This is a genomic window from Paenibacillus sp. FSL K6-4396, assembly GCF_038002525.1.
GTDB classification, from domain to species: Bacteria; Bacillota; Bacilli; order Paenibacillales; family Paenibacillaceae; genus Paenibacillus; species Paenibacillus amylolyticus_B.
This window is the reverse complement of the sequence record NZ_JBBOCR010000001.1, coordinates 1,174,181-1,191,514: the sequence shown is the minus strand read 5'-3', so window position 1 is coordinate 1,191,514 and position 17,334 is coordinate 1,174,181. Positions and strand designations below refer to the sequence as shown.

Genomic DNA, 17,334 nt, shown 5'->3' with positions numbered 1-17,334 from the left:
TAAATTGATAATAAATTTATTTTATTCCCATCATCCCCGGACACCTATCTACATCCATAAGCTTATAAATTGTACTTCAAGGATATGAATTTAAGAACCGTTTATCCGTGTGATGATACAAATCAAGAATACCTCTAACATATAGATATTATTATAGTCGTAATACTTTTCTGAATATCTTTGGGGGATCACTACGATGAAAATCGATAAAGTCATGAATATACTTATGATTGTGATGCTTGTACTTATTGCTTTTTATCGGAATAATGTGGCTGTATTATGTTTTAGTATTGTTATGTTTGGAATCATGAGTTATACCACTTATCGATTTCGAACACATTGGAATGTAGTAACTTATATCGTGTTGACCCTGGTATTGATGATCTGGAACATATACCTGTGGACATAAGCTATTACTTTCAAAAAAAAGAACGCAATCCCTTATTACTCATAGGATTGCGTTCTTTATATATTTCTTAGATTGGAATGCCTTTTATCCTTCCACTTCCACCCGCTGCAAAAATGTCCGGGTACGCGCAAGCTTTGGATTGCCGAAGATCTGTTCTGGCGGTCCCGCCTCTGCAATCTCCCCGTTATCCATGAAAAATACACGATCCGCAACGTCACGGGCAAAGCCCATCTCATGCGTGACGATCATCATGGTCATGTTCTCCTGCGCAAGCTGTTTGATGACACGCAGCACCTCTCCCGTCAGTTCGGGATCGAGTGCCGACGTTGGCTCATCAAACAGGAGGATATCCGGTTGCATCATCAGTGCGCGGGCAATAGCTACACGCTGTTTCTGTCCACCGGACAGATTACCAGGGTAGACATCGGCCTTGTCCGACAGCCCAACTTTGCCGAGTAATTCCAGACTACGATACCTTATGACGCTGGAGTTTTCTTTTTTCAAGGTTTTCGGTGCAAGTTCCAGATTATCTTGTACAGTTAGATGCGGGAACAAATTGAAATGCTGGAACACCATACCCATACGATCCGTCATCTTGCGAATATCTGCGGCACCCGCGTAACGGCCATTATCAACCAACGTCTGATCCTGAATACGAATTGTTCCGCCCGAAATATCCTCCAGATGAATCAGGCTGCGCAGCATCGTACTTTTCCCCGAACCCGAAGGTCCGATGACGGCAATTACTTCGCCTGGTTCCACGTTGAAAGATACCTGTTTCAGTACATCAAGTGTGCCGAATGATTTTCTCAATTGATTTACTTCTATTATATGTGTCATATGCAGACAGTCCTTTGATTGATCAGATTTAATTTATTCAAATGAAAACCGCTTCTCAAGTGCCTTGAACAGCACTGTGAGCACTAGTGTCATGAGTAGATACATAACCGCCGCCACGAAGAAAGGTGTCAGCTGTAAGTCGCGATTTACCGCCGCTTGGGCGTAATACAACAGCTCAGGTACAGCCACGGCATAGAGCAGTGCCGTATCCTTGATGAGCGTAATGGATTCATTGGCCGTTGCGGGCAATACTACACGAATCATCTGAGGAATAATGACTTTAGTCATCGTTTGCCACTTTGTTAACCCCAGTACCTTCGCTGCCTCATGTTGCCCTTTATCAATGGAAAGCAGTCCGCCCCTGAAGATTTCAGCGAAGTACGCCGCATAGTTTAGGATGAACGCAATCCCCGCTGCAACAAAACGATCAAACACCAGATACTCTCCAATCACCGGAAGCAACGGTAAACCGAAGCAGAAGAATAGAATTTGGAGCAGTAGCGGTGTTCCTCGCATCACGTATACATACGTATGGGCAATCCATGCCAGTGGTTTAATCTGGCTTCTCATCGCGAGCGTGACCGCAAATCCAAGCGGCACGGATAACACGATCGCGAGCAAGAACATGAAAATGGTGGTCTGCGCACCCTCTAGCATCGGTTTTAAAATGGTCGATAGATAATCCCAACTCATTGTTTTGTCTCCTCTAATCTGTTAACCCCGCATTCCTCCGAAGCATAAATCGCTCCAGCGTGGAATACGGGGTCCGTTTTGTTTCTAACTATATATCAGGTGTGTAACCTGCCTATTTCAGAACCTTGTCTTCACCCAACCATTGAGTGGAGATCTTAGCTGCTGTTCCGTCTGCATTCAGCTCATCCAGCGCTTTTTGCAGCTGATTCAGAAGCTCTTCATTGCCTTTTTTGATACCAATGCCATATTGTTCCGGTGCAAGAGATTCATCCAGCAGTTTAAATGTTCCCTCTTCTTTGGACATGTAGTATCTCGCTACCACTTCATCAATGATGACCGCATCCAGACGTTTTGTCTTCAGATCCGTCAGTGCAAGCACGTTATCCTTAAATTCGGAAGCTTTCACTTTATCCTTCAGGGGACTTGCTGCCAGTGCATCTGCCGCGGAGGACAATGCCTGTAATCCCACATTTTTACCATCAAGTTCATCCAGCTTTGTAATTGGTGAGTCTGCCAAGGTAATGGCTACCTGACTATTTTCCAAATACGGCTTCGTGAAGAGCACTTTCTCTTTACGCTCATCCGTAATGGTGTACCCGTTCCAGATCATATCGATCCGGCCACTGTTCAGCTCTGACTCTTTGGAAGACCAGTCGATTGGTTGGAATGTAATTTCTTTACCCATTTTCTCCGCTGCAGCTCGTGCGTAATCAATATCAAAACCAACAATTTCATTCTGCTCGTCCCGGAAGCCCATTGGAGCAAACTTATCGTCAATCCCTACAACAATCGTGTTATCGTCTTTGCTTGCGGAACTGGAACAACCAGCCACAATCAATACACATATACTAATGAATAATAGTAGAATCGCTTTTTTTCTCAACTTGAACCCCTCCATGTCTATAACCAAAACCCAAACGCTTTAGTTCGTTACCACGTTATCAGAGATTTATAATAACATAGCATGGAAGAAGAGTCGAGTCTCTTGCCTATTTCCTTCTATTTCATGTAACTTAATTGTCAACAATTTGTGAAAAAGCTTCTTTCACTTGTACCGGTTCCACCAGCTTGTCGCGTACAATCGAATTCCATAATTCCGGGTTCTGAAGCTCCTTTAATTCCGTACCTGTCCATTGTTGGGCGGCTTCACTACGTAAGGTATGGCTTGTATTCTCTAACTGGTAGACGACCTGCTCCAGATTATCGATCATCACAAAGTTAGCAACCGCATTATATACCAGTATCCGCTCAAGTTCCTCTGCATCCATCTCATGCGTATTCAAGCTATAATTCACTTGAGCCGTGAACGTCTCCGGGTACAGTTGGTAACCATTCAATCTTTCACGTAAAGGTAAAGCCTGATTTAGATGACTAAGGTTTGAATTATCACCCATATAGGGACTGCGATATTTCGCTAAGGCGGCAAAATCATGCGTCAGCGGGTTCTGCTGCTCTGCTTCATACCGATCCTGCTTTGCCTCGATACCCGGGTTAACGACACCCTCAACGTACACAAGGCCAACCACACCGAGAACAACGAGTGCAATAATCCATATATTTTTCCCTCTCATGACACATCACTCACTTCATATTTGCTAATGATCCGATACGCACGATGCACTACCAAAGGAATAATAACACTTAGTAACGGGATGGCAAAGGCAATGACGATCACAGCAAACTGATAGGGTCCATCCACCTGAATGGGTCGATTAAACCAGATGTTGCTTCCAAATCGCAACGCTGCCTGCGTTCCCCATAGTACGAGTATTAATGCCGCCCACAACCACCATATTCTGCGATTCCACTGCACTAAGGCAGGGATTCGAATAACCGTTGTTTTCACGGAAGTTGCAGAATCGTTCGACTTGTTAATCAACAGATATAATACATATGTGCCACCAACAATGAGACTCACGATCATAAGCAGATTGTTTATGGCGGAGCCTTGCATCAGCACTCTCATTGGAATGGTAATGATCCAGGCTATGAGGCTATAAATCAGAGCAGACTGCAACAACGCTGTCCAGTAAGGAACACGTTCTACCCTTCGATGGTCACTCATCACTTCATCCATACCAGCGATATACTGAATGGCGGTCTGGAACGCCTTCTCTTCACTCATCCCCTGCGAGATATAATCGTCAATCCGCGCAACGAGATTGCTGTGAATCTCTTCTTTTAATTCTCGATTGTCTAATGTATCTTGTGCGTGAGCGAACAAACGATTCACATGACGGGTGATTCGAGCTTCCAATCTCATAGGTCTTCATCTCCTTTTTCTCCAGTGACAATCATGCAATCAATCAGTGCCTTGGCTGCATGCCAAGCATGGACCTGCTCTCTATAGGCTTCGAGGCCTTGCGTTGTAATTCGGTAATATTTGCGTCGTCCTCCCTGCGTCTCTTCCCCCCAGTAGGACTCCACATATCCACTCTTCTCCAGCCTCTTCAAACTGGAATAAAGCGTGGGTTCCTTCAGTTCAAACTGCTCTCCGCTCTTGCGATAGATTTCCTTAATGATGCTGTAGCCATAGTTATCTGCGGGTATAAGTACACTGAGAATGATGGGGTCAATATTGCCCCGAATCAGATCACTGTTAATCACTTGCACATCCATCTGCGAGCTTCACCGACTTTCTTCCATCCTGCGTATACTATAAGACATATTACTATGTCTGTAAAGGTAATATGTAACGCATGGTAAAGATACTTCAAATCGAGCAATATTCCTCACTTGCTTTTCATCTGGATACAAATGTACCACCTGACGAGTTCACTCTGGTCGAGTATGTAAATGGGAAGGCACGTCCCATCTCTTTGCGAGAAGGTTCATTCCAGTTGGAACAGGAAAAATGAACTCATTATTATGGAGCCTTTGCCCGGTGGATATCCCCTCAAAATTCGCAGGTTTCCTTGGGTGATACTTCTTTTGCCTTTGTTATCCGTGGTATCGAAAAAAAATAAAAACAAACAGGGCCCCTCCAATTTCGGAGAGACCCTTACGCATTCTTATCTATTGCTGCACTTTCTCGCGATCTTTCCCTTTATCGGATTCTCCTGCATTTTTGTTCGCAGCGTCGCGGTCCTGTTTCATTTCTTCCACCGTTTTCACCTTAAGACGTGCTGCACCTTCATATTCCTTCGTTGGAATCAAGTCACCTGAAGCAAGTCTTGCTTCTGCGGCTGCAATCGCAACCCCGTACTGCGGCAACCACTGGGCCTGTGCAACCAGCATCTCGTCGACCATCTGCCAGATCTCCTTCGGATTACATACGGCACCCACGAGCGGGTCCATCATGAACGCCTTACGAAGTAATTGGTCGTCTCCGTTCACCGCAGCTTCAACCGCAAGACGTTGCACGGAGATACTCACATTACATACCGCCGTCGGGCCAAGGGGCAGATCCCCTACATGCGGCATGGAGATACCGTTGCGATCCACATATCCCGGTGCCTCAATAATTGCATCATCTGGCAGGTTCGAGATTACTCCATTATTAACGGTATTGAAATGTCCACGATAGACACGTCCCGTCTCCAGCCCTTCAATAATGTACGAACCGTGCTCCTCACCCCGTTTTTCCGGAATGAATTGCATCGGTTCATCCTTCATCCAGTTTGGAAAATCAGTTTCAAACCAGTTGCGCCCCTCGGTACACACCCGCAGATACCCACCTGTCTCTCCGTTAATCCAATTGCCCAGGTCGATCCACTCGTTGATCTCTTCCGGACGCTTGCGGTACCACGGCACATATTCACTCAGATGACCATTCGATTCCGTACTGTAATAGCCGAAGCGGCGCAGCATATCAATCCGCACTTTCTCGGTGCGGCTGTACTCTGGATGTTTCTCGAAAGCTTCGAGCAGATCACCTGTAAGGTCTTTGCCCTCATGAGAAGCCTGGATATACCAGGTCTGATGGTTGATGCCGGCACAGACAATATCCACTTCACTCTTTTTCAATCCAAAAGCTTCCGCAATCTGATGATGACCATGCTGTACGCCATGACACAGTCCGATCGTCCGCACACCGCCATACTTATTGCAGGCCCATGTGAGCATTGCCATCGGATTGGAATAGTTCAAGAGCAGCACGTCAGGTGCGCTATGTTCACGAATATCTTTACAGATATCCAGCATCTCAGCGATTCCGCGTTGTCCATACATAATGCCACCTGCACACAGCGTATCGCCTACACATTGGTCCACCCCATATTTCAGTGGAATATCCACATCGGTTGCAAAAGCTTCCAGTCCCCCAACACGAATGGTACACAGTACATACTTCGCATCTTTTAACGCTTCTTTCCGATCCGTTGTCGGCTGAATCTGAATATTCAATCCATTCTCACGGATATCCCGCTGACATAGCTCAGTCACCATATCGAGATTGTGCTGGTTAATATCACAGAATGCAATTTCAATGTTGTTAAACTCTGGTACCGTCAGCAAATCCCTTAGCAATCCCCGTGTAAATCCGATACTTCCTGCCCCGATAAACGCCACTTTAAACGTCATGTCTATGTCCTCCCCTAATCCGAATCTTTCGCTTCGGTTAATGACTCTCTTCATGAAATCATTGTACCAACGCCAATAGGGGAAGCGTTATCAAAATCATGACTTGTTCAAGTCCCTGTTGTCAAAAATCCTAACTTATTCATTCGTCGGGTACTGACTGACATGTCGTTCCATCGAGGAGCGAAATTCAACGGGCGTACGGCCTGTATATTTTTTGAATAACATATGAAAATACTGACGACTGCCTACCCCAACATAGTCGGAGATCTCCGAAATCGGAATATTCGTCTGCTGAAGCAGCATCTTGGCCTTCTCCATTCGAAGCATCGTCAGGTAATCGGTTGGTGTGCGCTGCGTGTGCAGACGGAAAATGCGATGCAAATAACCCGGATGCAGATTGACGGCTGCGGCAATGTCCTTCATCTGAATATTGCGATCCATATTATGATGCATGAATTCAATCGTTCGTTTGACATACAACTCCGCCTGATCTGGCGCGCTTCGGCTCATTTCTCCGCGCAGACGCGCAACACGGACCAGCAACTGAATAAACAGTGTACGCACCAGCATACTCTGTTCCGGGGACGAGAGATTCCGGGCTTCGCGGTGATGTGACCTTTCATCTGGTGGAATGATCTTCATCGGCACAGTTGATCTTCCTTGCTCCAGTAGACCACGCTGATCGAGTTCCAACACTAGACTTTTCATAATATGATACACCTCTTCCGGGTCAGGCAGTACCAGATATGGCGAGGCATTAGCCAGCAAAGTGTGAACTTCTTCCTCCTCCAGCGCGAGCTGACGGATGGATAGCTGTCCGGGAGGTGAGCCTGAGAATCCAAACTCCACATTGAGCATCCGGCAAGGCACGCCATCTTCCACCAGCAAACGATGCGGGACGCCAGCATCGAGCATAATGAACTGTCCTTTTTTCAGAACAGCCTGTTCCGAACTCCCATCCGGCATCTGCACATCCACCCGGCACATTCCCGAAATAATATACATAATTTCCGTGGAATCATGATGGTGATAGGACATACGGTAGTTGTCCCATTGCTTATAATAGTACGCGTAAAAACGCGGCCCACAATCCTCTGTTCGCAATGACTCCTGATACAGGCTTCCTGTCCAGCGCTCAGTGATACTCATGTCTATACCTCCAGTCCTTCAACGATCAATCCTCACTTTTCTCCATTGTAACAATTATGTAGGTTGGATATAAACGTCCTGACTCAAATGATGATTGTATTTTATAATTAGACAAATATATAATTAGTTTATCATCTAATGATTTGTTTGAACTATTTTTACTTAAGGAGGTTTACAATTATGAGTACCACCTTTCATCTGGTGAGGCACGGCCTCAAAGAACGACGAATCGGTGATGTCCCTCTCACTTCTGAAGGGGCTTTACAAGCCGAAGCCACAGCACTTCATTTTGCCAGAGCTGCCTTTCCTGTTGCTAAAATCCTGACCAGCCCACTTCGACGAGCCCAAGAAACCGCCAGCAGGATTGCCTACCATACTCAATCCCCCATAACAGTAGATCCCCGCCTGCGCGAACGTGCCAATTGGGGCGATTGCCCCGATCAATCATTCGAAGAATTTATTGCCACGTGGGATCGATGTACGTCTGACCCCGATTACATTCCACCTGTGGGAGACTCGGCCAAACAGGCTGGTGAACGTCTGGCCTCCCTCCTGACCGAATTGGCTAATGAAGAGCCAGAGAACAGTGACATTATTGTGGTTGCACACGGTGGACTCATTACTGATTTTCTGGTGCAAACCTTCACCGAGTGCGAACTTAACGTCTGGCATTCCGATTTTATAGCGATGCAGAACCAATTGATCCCCGAGTGCTCCATCACCACATTGATCCATGATCAAGGTAAATACACCATTAAAGCGTTCGCTTCTACCGAGCATCTAAACTTCAACGATGTAGAAGAATGATGTAACACGGATGGATTGGAACCACCAAGCTCTACCCGCAGAGCCTCATGTAAAAAAAGCTCTGAAACCTCCATGTGACGAGACACATGGGGATTCCAGAGCTTCCAGGCTTCGATGCCAACGCTTAAAACTAACGACGCTGCGCTGCGTTACGTTACAGGCTGATCATGAACACATGTTATGTTGCTATTGCTAGCTATTATTACTCCGGTCTGTTTACTTTCCGCCTTTACCTGGCGTGTAGAACTTGGGCAGCGTTACTTTGGACCAGTCTATATCCGATGCCATATAGAAGGACGGATAGGAAGGCTGGTTGTATCCACTGTTCTGTCCGGCAATGCCCACGCGATACATCGCATCATGCATCAGCGTGTACAGCTTACGGTCTGTCTTCTCGGTACTCAGATAGATACGGATCGCCGAGCTGTCGGTGGTTCTCACCAGCATCTCTTCCCGCCAATCTCCGAAAATATCAGCTACAAGAGACGGCGTACCTTTGGTGTAATTGTTAGTCAATGTGCCTGTGGCCGTCAGTAACGTGCCACGATTCCAATCCTTGATGGTTGGTGTAACATCAATGGCACCATCTACGATCTGTGTCGTCATATCACCAGACCAACGGATATTCATATTCGTGCCCGGTGCCTGATCACTGATTTTCTGCCCCTGTGCTGTCCACAAGCCTACAGCCCATGTCTCCAGACCGCGACGGGTTGGATCAACATCCCCCACCATGCCGCGTCCCGTATCTTTCCCTGTGTATCCACCATAGATCACTTCTCCGGTCTTCGCATCCCGTAAGGAGTAGCCATATGGAGCCCACGGACCACCCTCGTGTACCATGAAAATCTCAAGTCCCGGACGATTCGGGTCAATATCTGCCACATGAAGTGCGTCCCCATGACCCAGACGGGCAATCGTTCCCGGTGCAGCACTCTCGGCAGGCATCAGGTCTGTGGAGCTGTACAGCACGCTGCCGTCATGATCAATTGTAGCGGAGCCATAGATGATCTCCTGTTTGCCGTCTCCATCCACATCCGCCACACTGAAATAGTGCGCACCCTGAGTTGTGATGGAACCATACTGCGGATCTGTACCATCTACGCCGTGTGGTCCGTCATTGAATGGGTTCTTCATCGGCGTCCAGCCGCTGTCCACTTTCCATTCCTTTTTCAGCTTCTTGCCGTCCCAATTGTAGGCAACCATCGTCGAACGTGTATAGTATCCGCGTGCAAAGATTGCAGACGGTTTCTTGCCGTCCAGATACGCCACGCCTGCCAGGAAACGGTCTACCCGATTCCCGGGTTCGATCCGTGCCATCGCATAATCGCCCCACATCAGACCGTCATCATGACGCTCAGGTTCATAGGGAATGGTTTCCAGCTCTTTACCTGATTTCCCTTCAAATACCGTAACGTACTCCGGTCCGTCCACGATAAAACCCTCAAACTTACGCAACTCATTTCGGTTGCTGCGTTCTACCGCATAGACATCAATGAAGTAGTCGGCCAGGCTCTCGGCATCCTGCTGAGATAATGGATAGTTATACTTTTTCTCCATTCCAAAAGCCTCTTCCAATGTCGCAGGCCAGTTGCCCTTCACAACCTCTTCGTGTTTATGCCAGTTTCTGAACATATCCACCACGTGATCGTAGTAACCGTCAGCACTTAAACGATAATCATCCTCGTTCTTCACGCCTGCCTTGCGGTCTTCCTTCGGTAAGGTGATATACTTCTCGGATGTCACTTTTCCTTTTTTGTTATATTGGATTATTTTCGTGCCCGGAGCAGTCTTGAACATCATCTCAGCCTTGCCATCCCCGTCAAAATCGTAAACAAGCATCTGTGTATAATGAGCACCTGCACGGATGTTGACCCCAAGATCGATTCGGTACAGCAACTGTCCGTCCAAGGTGTAAGCATCAATGTAGGTTTTACCGGTGTATCCTTTTTGCGATACGTCCTTGGCGTTGGAAGGGTCCCATTTGACGAAAAACTCATATTGGCCATCCCCATCCACATCACCCACGCTCATGTCATTGGCAGAATACGTATAGGCTTCTCCGGCCGGCGTCACGCCATCAGCAGGTTTTTGCAGTGGAATATCCACATACCCGTTCGCCCAAGGTTTGACGGATGCACTGCGTTTGCTCTCCTTGCCCTTTTTGTTCACCGCTGCCACTTCATAACGGGAAGACGATTTGCCCGTTGCATCTACATAGTTGGTGCTGTCGGTGACGGTAGCGATCTTTTTGCCATCACGATAGACGTTAAAGTCCGAACCTGTCAGCCCTTTGTCGCTATACCCTGTAGCCTCATCACCCAGCAATCTCCAGCTGAGAAACACACCTTCAGATGTCGAAGCAGCCACCAGACCTCGATCCAGATATTCCAGTTGAATCTCTTTCATGTGACTGCCCCCCTTATGTGATTGCAGGCCAGCCTCCGTCGCCCCATTACCGTTCGAAGCTTCCGCTCCCGTAACGCCAGCTGTTCCTCCAATGAGCAAAGCTACGCTAAGTGCCGAAGAGAGCACCTTGGCTGCAAGTGGCATACGAGCCTTCCTGCGACCGGATTGCCGACCTGACACCGATCCTTTATGTACCGGCGTTGTTGTTCCTGAGTTCATCCACCTTCACGCTCCTTGAGACAGAATAGGTGACGCATATACACATTGATGATGATTGGACGTTCGTTAATCCACACAGACCTTCTTCTTCAACGGACGATACCCGCCCGTAATGATTACGCTTACAAAATTAAAAAAGAGAAATCAGCTTGCCCGACTACCAGAGTGCCGTCCCCCTTCCATTCTCTTTCCAATCGGAGCGAGGAGATCCCGCCCATCGGGTTCTATTATAGACATCCTGCCTGCCATACCCTAGGCAAATATCCGTCCAAAACGATTAATAATCAGTGTTTTTAGGAGTCATTTGGAAAATCAACCCGATGAATGATTCAAGCTGAAGCATGATTCCGACTCACCGCCAAGTTCTTTCTAACGAATCTCACACACCCTATTGGGGCGTTAAACTCCAACAACGAATCCTAACGAATCTCAGCAACCTTATTTGGACCAAATCGGGTCTAAACGGGGCAAAATCTACCCAAATTAACTGAATAGCGTGTCTACGATTCGTCAGATTTTTCAGATGCATCATTTCAACTAAATAGCGTGCCCTCTGTTCGTTAGAAAAGAAAGAGGGTTGCCCCCTGATCATTTTCATGACCAGAGGACAGCCCAGCCTGATACGCCCGCTCTTACATCCCTAATTACGGATCTTCAAGCGATTCTAAATACATTTTCATGTGAGAAATTCAATCTAGAATGACTCTTGTAATGCATAGCAAAAAACCGCAATCCTCTAACACACAGAGGATCGCGGTTAAGACTGTTACAAATAAAGTTTAAGGCTCAATACCCCATACCAGGTTTCCACCTTGGTGGAGTGTTACCTTGTTCCAATCCTGATAGGATGTTTTCGTTGGATCGAAAGAGTAGTCATTCGTCTCGTCAAAGTTGGACCAGTCTGTTTTGTACATGCGAAGCTGGATATCTCCAGTCTGTCCACCAGCCTGAATGCTGCCAGCGCCAGATGTGAAGCTCAGCTCAACGTACGAGTCTGTGAAGGTCCGCTGGATATTGGCTCCGCCAACTTGAGCGTAATCGATGGCAGAATCCATCGCAGCCGAGCCTTCTTTGGAAAAGTAGTATCTGATCTTCAGATCACTCAGATTCACAGCAGTACTACCCAGATTTTTGATGTTGAAATACGGTTTGATCTGGCTATCCTGAGCATTGGTATCTCCAGCACGATATTGCACAACAAGGTCACTGGTTGGTACAACGACACTTTGAGGTGTCGCGGAAGCTACAGCGGAATTGGCGCTTTGCCCTGCTGCATTCACTGCACTTACCACATAATGATACGTTGTGCCGTTCGTGAGGGCAGTGTTTGTGTAGGACGTACCGCTCACATTCGCGGCGATCGTTGTGAACGGACCTGTTGCACTCAGTGCGCGTTTCACATCATAACTTGTTGCACCTGTAGAAGCGGTCCACGTCAGGCTCACCTGTGCATTGCCTGCAGTTGCTGTGAGAGCAGTCGGTACAGCTGGCGCCGTTACACCTGCAACAGGTGTAGCTGTTGCTGTTGCAGAGTTAACACTTTCACCTACTGCATTTGTTGCCGTTACCACATAATAATAGGTTGTACCATTGATCAGACCGGTGTTGCTGTAAGATGTTCCACTTACATTAGCTGCAACTGTTGTGAATGGACCTGATGCACTTAGTGCCCGCTTCACACTATAACTTGTAGCCCCTGTGGAAGCAGTCCACGTCAAGGAGACTTGAGCGTTACCGGCAGAAGCTGTCAATGCTGCTGGTGCTGCCGGAGCTGTTGTTCCACCCGGAGGGTTGCCTCCACCGTTACTTGCAGGAAGTACAGGGAATGCGTTTTTCACCAGTGCCACGAATTGATCATGGAACCAGTGACCCGATACCGGAGCATTAGGCAACGCACCTGTTAATACACCATCCCGAGTTGTGAAGGTTGGATCACACATCCGGTCGAAACCTTTGCCTTCGTTATTCGGAATTTCGGAGCTGGAGCCATCGGATTCACCCGGAGGTTTCACCCATACATAAGCATCCAGATGCGCTGGTCCTGGTGCAGCCTTAGGTGCTTCACCAATACCTGCGCCACTGGCATTACACCAGTTCCCCCGGTGCTCCCGGCGATCTACACGTCCGGAATTCACATAATCATTAATGTTGCTGCCCGTAGCGGATGCTGGACGGTCTACCCCGCCCCAGCCGTTCCGGCTAGTATCGATCAGGAAACCTGTGCTGCTTGGCCAGCCGGCTTGTACGAAATCGGCATACAGCGCAGCAGTGAAATCGGTTTCGTCAAAATAAGGATTCCACTCATAAAACTTGGCCGATTTAATCGGTTGTCCACCGATATTGAGATCCGGGTTGGACAGGTTCGGCTCTCCCAACGGTGTGGTGTTCGCTGTATTCGTAATGAAACCATCTGCACTGCTCAGACCCGCGGCTGTCCCTTGTACAACACTTGTATACAGCGCGACTGCTGCAGAGCGGTTGTTATCCCAGCCAAGCCAGCCGGAGTGACCGATATCCAGATAGTTGTACACATTCGGAATGGCGTGCAGCTTGTCCAGTGCATACTTCACACCCGCCTCATAGATACCTGTTGAGCTGGCTTGACCACAAGCTGGTGTACTCAGGTTGGTCACAAGGTTAGGCAGACTGTCCGGTTCAATGACAGCAATAATGCGAATATCCTGATACTTCGGATCTGCGAAGATATCTGCGAGCACATCAATATAATCCGTTTTATAGGTCTGCAGTGCCGCCTGTGTTAGTGGAAGTTCACCATTTGATGCAAGTGCATGACAATCCCGTCCGGGCAGATTGTAAATAACAAACGAAGCGGTGATCGGTGTACCCGGTTTCTTTTGAGCGAGAACGGCATCAAGATGTTGCTCTACACTTTTGCGACCAGCGTTGTCCGTACCGCCATAGATTGCAGCAATCCGGTCAACCCATACTGCGGTTGGATACGATTTGACGGTCTCCATCTTGGCCTTCAACGACGCATCGTTGGTCAGTGCAATGGACGTATCCACGAGAGCTGAATAGTCCTGATTCAGATAGGCCGTTGCCCCTACAAATGGATTATCCACATGTGCTTCAGCCGCCTGAGCCAAGCCTGGAGACAGTCCAGGGAAAATCCCCGCCGCGAGCAGCGTTGCTGCCAACATTTGCTTTACACCTTTGCGCAGGATCTTCTTACCTCTCGATTTGGTTTTCAATTTAGTCTTCATAGTTCCACCTTTCCTTTAGTTAGATTGGGTTGTACTCATGTCTGATCCTCTGTGTCATTATGATGCTTAGCACGAAGAGAACGTTCGGATGAGTTGGTTGTATCACCTCCAAAAGAAATGGTTGTATCACTGGAATCTTAAGCAAACAAATGGTGTGTGAGGGCGAATCATGTGAATGAGTATAATATGGTGGGTGTGGTTGAACGTGTGTTAGACATGAAGAAGTGTGAAAAATGACGTATGGGATGTCTGAATCCTAAATTCGGTAAGCGCTTTCTTCAAACAGTTAAAAAAAAAGCCTTCGCCTATCCATCTACAAACATGATGTTTGGTGTCACCTCCTTATGTTCTGATTATACGACATGTAAATTTTACTGTAAATTGAATTATATAAATTTAATTATATTTTTTTCCATAATTCAGGCAGGATTCTGGACATCCCTTGCTCCAAAAGACACACGAGGTCCATGCTGGCAATCTGCCACAATGAACCTCGTGTTTTACAATGCCGAATTTACCCGTTCGTCTAGCTAGTCATTACATATAATGCCTTATTCTTAAATTCCTACATCTAAGGCAAAACGACAATGTCTCCCGGTTTCAAGCCACTAACTACTTCCGTCTTGTCCCCCGATTCCATTCCAGCCTGGATCGTCAGCGGCGCTGTCTGTCCATTGCCCTTGTCTAACAGTACGTAAGGCTCGGTCTGATCCCGCATAATCGCCAGGCTGGACACAACCGTCACTTTATCCTTCCGCATCGTCTCGATATCGCCTTCCAGACTCACGCCTCCATACATTCTGGCATCAGGCTTCAGATCAATGACCACGTCAAACTGGGATGCTTGCTTGAGGTCCGTATCCGTACTCTTGCGGGCGAATTTGGATACCTTGCTCACCTTCCCGGTGAATTGCAGGTCTTTCTGTGCTGTCATTCGCACCTTAACCGGCATGCCCACCTTGAGCCTGAACATTTCTTCCTCACCAACAATCGTCATAAATTTCAGTTTGCTGATATTTGTAATGGACCCGATCAGCTGTCCTTCCGTCACCACACGTGTCTTGCTATCCTCTTCATTCATCTGAAATATACCGGAAGCGGAAGCATACACAACAGACTTACTTATTACTGCCTGCTTTTTCTGTATCTCCTTCTCCTTGAGGACCAGCGCTTTTTGATTCAATTCATTCGTCAGGCGTTTACCTTCCCGATCTGCAAATGCCTTCTTGCGCTCCTCTTCCGTCACGCCAAGCGTCTCACTCATATTCGCCTGATCCAGGCTAACCTGATTCATCTTATTTTCCAGCTGGGCTTTCTCCAGATCACTCTGCAACTGTTCTACTTCAGTTTGTAACGTGGAAGTGTCGAGGGTAAACAGGATATCGCCTTTGCTCACCTGCTCACCACTTTTCACGTGCCACTGCTTGATGTTGGAAGCATACGGAGCGAAGATATCCGTCTGATCGGTGTATACGGATTTCCCTTTCACCTGTATCGTTTGCGTCATCGTTTCCTGTGTCACATCAAAAGTAATCGGGGGCGGAATCTCTATAGGTGCCTCCGGTTTTGGCTTGTACTTTTCATACAACCAGTACCCTGCACCTGCCAAAAGTACAACGGTGATGATGATTTTAATCCATTTCTTCATGTGCCCAATTTCCCTTTCGCTGATAAAATTACATTGATTTGATCACAGTTAATGCATTGGTTCGAGATGCGCTGATTGCCGGATATATACCTGATACAATGCCAACCAGAACAGCAAAAACGATGCCGAGTGGCAGAGCGGATTGCTGAATAACGACGGTCATCGGACCATTCATCTGATCTGCCATCTGACTCGCCAGCAGACTGTTCACCCCGCCGAGGGCAGCAAAGGCAATCCCCACACCAGCCACGCCGCCCATTAATCCAAGCATCGCTGCTTCCGTAATAAACATCTGACGGATCTGCCACAGATTTGCGCCCAGCACCTTCATCACACCAATCTGTTTACGACGCTGATGCGTAGACATAATCATCGCTACAATAATGGATAATGAGGCCAGCAGCATGATAAAACCGCCGATTCCCAATGCCGCTTTTTGGTACATTGCCAGTTGACCTGACATCGCTTCTTCCTGGAACAGATTACTCTGTGTATTTAAAGTCAGCTTTTTAATCTGTTCTTCCACCTGGGATACATAACGTTTGTCCTCAACCTTGACCAGAGCCGAGTTAAGATGCTTGGCCGCACTGCTGTCGGCCTGCTGTAATCCAAGCTCATCCTGCAATGCACGAGCTGTATCGAGCGGCAGATATACTTTTTTATCGTTTTGAGCGCTCATCTCATCCATGTTGGAAGGCTTCGTCAACTCTCCAGACACGCGTATAGAGCCACTCATTTTGGTTTTGCTTGCATTCGCATAATCTTCATATCGGAACTGAACCAGCTGCTGAACCAGCTGATCCTGCTTGGCGGACATTTCCATAAACTGTTCCAAAAGCTCGTTGTTATATGGATCAGCATTCAACTGCTCGAATAACTTCTGAGTTACTTTGGGGTCCACGAGTCCGAATGCAGCCCCATAACTGGTTACCGCCATACGACCATCCTCTGCCCCACGTCCCTCAGCATACTTGTATCCAAACCCGCCCAGGGTCTCCAGCTGGGTACCAATGACCTCAACATACGTGCTGCGACCATCCGGAAGCACCATTTCCAGCGAATCCAGCTTTAACATGGGAGCCACGGCAACAACATGGGGAAGTCTTTGGATAATCTGAATCTTTTCCAACGTCAAAGCTCCCCGTTCAAACTTCGATGTCTGACTATTCCCCTTGCCGTTCCCGGTACGTATGCCTTCATTGGGCGTAATCGTGATTTCATCCATCTTGTAATTGTCGTTCAATGTTTTCTCGCTATAGGTCTGTACGGACTGCCCTACGCTAAGTGCAATAATCATGGCGGCAGAACCAATGGACAGCCCCATCATACACAGCAGTGTGACCATTTTTCTGCGAATGATCTGTCCCCAGGCCATACGTGCTACATCCCGTATTCTCACATTTCCTCTCCTTTTG

Annotated in this window: 15 protein-coding genes; 3 read left to right on the top strand and 12 right to left on the bottom strand. The window is 47.4% G+C overall.

The window, feature by feature from the left end:
* Positions 1 to 196: 196 nt before the first annotated feature.
* On the top strand, positions 197 to 409 hold the full coding sequence (locus tag MHB85_RS05295) for a hypothetical protein (protein ID WP_192132804.1): 213 nt from the start codon (positions 197 to 199) through the stop codon (positions 407 to 409).
* 84 nt (positions 410 to 493) lie between these two features.
* Here MHB85_RS05295 and MHB85_RS05290 read toward each other — a convergent pair whose 3' ends face one another.
* The 6 genes from MHB85_RS05290 to MHB85_RS05265 all read right to left on the bottom strand — a co-directional run bounded on the left by MHB85_RS05290 (position 494) and on the right by MHB85_RS05265 (position 4,561).
* Positions 494 to 1,249, bottom strand: coding sequence for an amino acid ABC transporter ATP-binding protein (locus MHB85_RS05290; RefSeq protein WP_192132802.1), 756 nt, complete (start codon positions 1,247 to 1,249; stop codon positions 494 to 496).
* A 33-nt stretch (positions 1,250 to 1,282) separates the two neighbouring features.
* A complete protein-coding gene (locus tag MHB85_RS05285) occupies positions 1,283 to 1,942 on the bottom strand; it encodes an amino acid ABC transporter permease (RefSeq protein ID WP_076253366.1) in 660 nt (219 codons plus the stop codon).
* Between the two features lie 112 nt (positions 1,943 to 2,054).
* Entirely contained in the window at positions 2,055 to 2,825 is a 771-nt protein-coding gene (locus MHB85_RS05280) for an amino acid ABC transporter substrate-binding protein (RefSeq protein ID WP_036672520.1), read from the bottom strand.
* A gap of 130 nt (positions 2,826 to 2,955) precedes the next feature.
* Positions 2,956 to 3,513 (bottom strand): DUF4825 domain-containing protein, encoded by a 558-nt coding sequence (locus MHB85_RS05275; protein WP_341072571.1) that lies wholly within the window; start codon positions 3,511 to 3,513, stop codon positions 2,956 to 2,958.
* Entirely contained in the window at positions 3,510 to 4,205 is a 696-nt protein-coding gene (locus MHB85_RS05270; RefSeq protein WP_341072570.1) for a permease prefix domain 1-containing protein, read from the bottom strand. The genes MHB85_RS05275 and MHB85_RS05270 overlap by 4 nt, the downstream gene beginning before the upstream one ends.
* The gene (locus tag MHB85_RS05265; RefSeq protein ID WP_341072569.1) at positions 4,202 to 4,561 is read right to left on the bottom strand and encodes a PadR family transcriptional regulator; all 360 of its coding nucleotides are present in this window, start codon (positions 4,559 to 4,561) and stop codon (positions 4,202 to 4,204) included. Before MHB85_RS05265 ends, MHB85_RS05270 begins: the two co-directional genes overlap by 4 nt.
* 80 nt (positions 4,562 to 4,641) lie before the next feature.
* On the opposite strand from MHB85_RS05265, the gene MHB85_RS05260 reads away from it, so the two are divergent.
* Positions 4,642 to 4,800 carry a hypothetical protein gene (locus tag MHB85_RS05260; RefSeq protein ID WP_192132798.1) on the top strand — a complete coding sequence of 53 codons (159 nt, stop codon included), beginning with the start codon at positions 4,642 to 4,644 and terminating at the stop codon, positions 4,798 to 4,800.
* Positions 4,801 to 4,957: 157 nt separating this feature from the next.
* Here the strand turns inward: MHB85_RS05260 and MHB85_RS05255 are convergent, their stop codons facing one another.
* Complete coding sequence (locus MHB85_RS05255; protein ID WP_341072567.1) at positions 4,958 to 6,463, bottom strand: alpha-glucosidase/alpha-galactosidase; 1,506 nt, start codon at positions 6,461 to 6,463, stop codon at positions 4,958 to 4,960.
* 135 nt (positions 6,464 to 6,598) lie between these two features.
* A complete protein-coding gene (locus MHB85_RS05250) occupies positions 6,599 to 7,612 on the bottom strand; it encodes an AraC family transcriptional regulator (RefSeq protein WP_341072566.1) in 1,014 nt (337 codons plus the stop codon).
* A 201-nt stretch (positions 7,613 to 7,813) separates the two neighbouring features.
* Here MHB85_RS05250 and MHB85_RS05245 point away from each other — a divergent pair, with 201 nt between their 5' ends.
* Positions 7,814 to 8,419 (top strand): histidine phosphatase family protein, encoded by a 606-nt coding sequence (locus MHB85_RS05245; protein WP_341072565.1) that lies wholly within the window; start codon positions 7,814 to 7,816, stop codon positions 8,417 to 8,419.
* 216 nt (positions 8,420 to 8,635) lie between these two features.
* On the opposite strand, the gene MHB85_RS05240 is transcribed toward MHB85_RS05245, so the two are convergent.
* From MHB85_RS05240 to MHB85_RS05225, 4 genes are all read right to left on the bottom strand, one after another.
* Entirely contained in the window at positions 8,636 to 10,972 is a 2,337-nt protein-coding gene (locus tag MHB85_RS05240) for a rhamnogalacturonan lyase (protein ID WP_341074198.1), read from the bottom strand.
* Positions 10,973 to 11,826: 854 nt separating this feature from the next.
* Positions 11,827 to 14,271: a glycoside hydrolase family 6 protein gene (locus MHB85_RS05235; RefSeq protein ID WP_341072563.1), complete on the bottom strand. Its 2,445-nt coding sequence runs from the start codon at positions 14,269 to 14,271 to the stop codon at positions 11,827 to 11,829.
* 571 nt (positions 14,272 to 14,842) lie between these two features.
* Positions 14,843 to 15,919: an efflux RND transporter periplasmic adaptor subunit gene (locus MHB85_RS05230; RefSeq protein WP_149846325.1), complete on the bottom strand. Its 1,077-nt coding sequence runs from the start codon at positions 15,917 to 15,919 to the stop codon at positions 14,843 to 14,845.
* A 28-nt stretch (positions 15,920 to 15,947) separates the two neighbouring features.
* The gene (locus MHB85_RS05225; protein ID WP_091015771.1) at positions 15,948 to 17,318 is read right to left on the bottom strand and encodes an ABC transporter permease; all 1,371 of its coding nucleotides are present in this window, start codon (positions 17,316 to 17,318) and stop codon (positions 15,948 to 15,950) included.
* Positions 17,319 to 17,334 lie beyond the last annotated feature (16 nt).

What these genes read in the sequence shown, in the direction of transcription:
- MHB85_RS05295 (WP_192132804.1), top strand. Translation starts at nt 197, where the DNA reads ATGAAAATCGATAAAGTCATGAATATACTTATGATTGTGATGCTTGTA.
- MHB85_RS05270 (WP_341072570.1), bottom strand. Translation starts at nt 4,205, where the DNA reads ATGAGATTGGAAGCTCGAATCACCCGTCATGTGAATCGTTTGTTCGCT.
- MHB85_RS05285 (WP_076253366.1), bottom strand. Translation starts at nt 1,942, where the DNA reads ATGAGTTGGGATTATCTATCGACCATTTTAAAACCGATGCTAGAGGGT.
- MHB85_RS05230 (WP_149846325.1), bottom strand. Translation starts at nt 15,919, where the DNA reads ATGAAGAAATGGATTAAAATCATCATCACCGTTGTACTTTTGGCAGGT.
- MHB85_RS05290 (WP_192132802.1), bottom strand. Translation starts at nt 1,249, where the DNA reads ATGACACATATAATAGAAGTAAATCAATTGAGAAAATCATTCGGCACA.
- MHB85_RS05235 (WP_341072563.1), bottom strand. Translation starts at nt 14,271, where the DNA reads ATGAAGACTAAATTGAAAACCAAATCGAGAGGTAAGAAGATCCTGCGC.
- MHB85_RS05260 (WP_192132798.1), top strand. Translation starts at nt 4,642, where the DNA reads ATGGTAAAGATACTTCAAATCGAGCAATATTCCTCACTTGCTTTTCAT.
- MHB85_RS05250 (WP_341072566.1), bottom strand. Translation starts at nt 7,612, where the DNA reads ATGAGTATCACTGAGCGCTGGACAGGAAGCCTGTATCAGGAGTCATTG.
- MHB85_RS05240 (WP_341074198.1), bottom strand. Translation starts at nt 10,972, where the DNA reads ATGCCACTTGCAGCCAAGGTGCTCTCTTCGGCACTTAGCGTAGCTTTG.
- MHB85_RS05255 (WP_341072567.1), bottom strand. Translation starts at nt 6,463, where the DNA reads ATGACGTTTAAAGTGGCGTTTATCGGGGCAGGAAGTATCGGATTTACA.
- MHB85_RS05275 (WP_341072571.1), bottom strand. Translation starts at nt 3,513, where the DNA reads ATGAGAGGGAAAAATATATGGATTATTGCACTCGTTGTTCTCGGTGTG.
- MHB85_RS05265 (WP_341072569.1), bottom strand. Translation starts at nt 4,561, where the DNA reads ATGGATGTGCAAGTGATTAACAGTGATCTGATTCGGGGCAATATTGAC.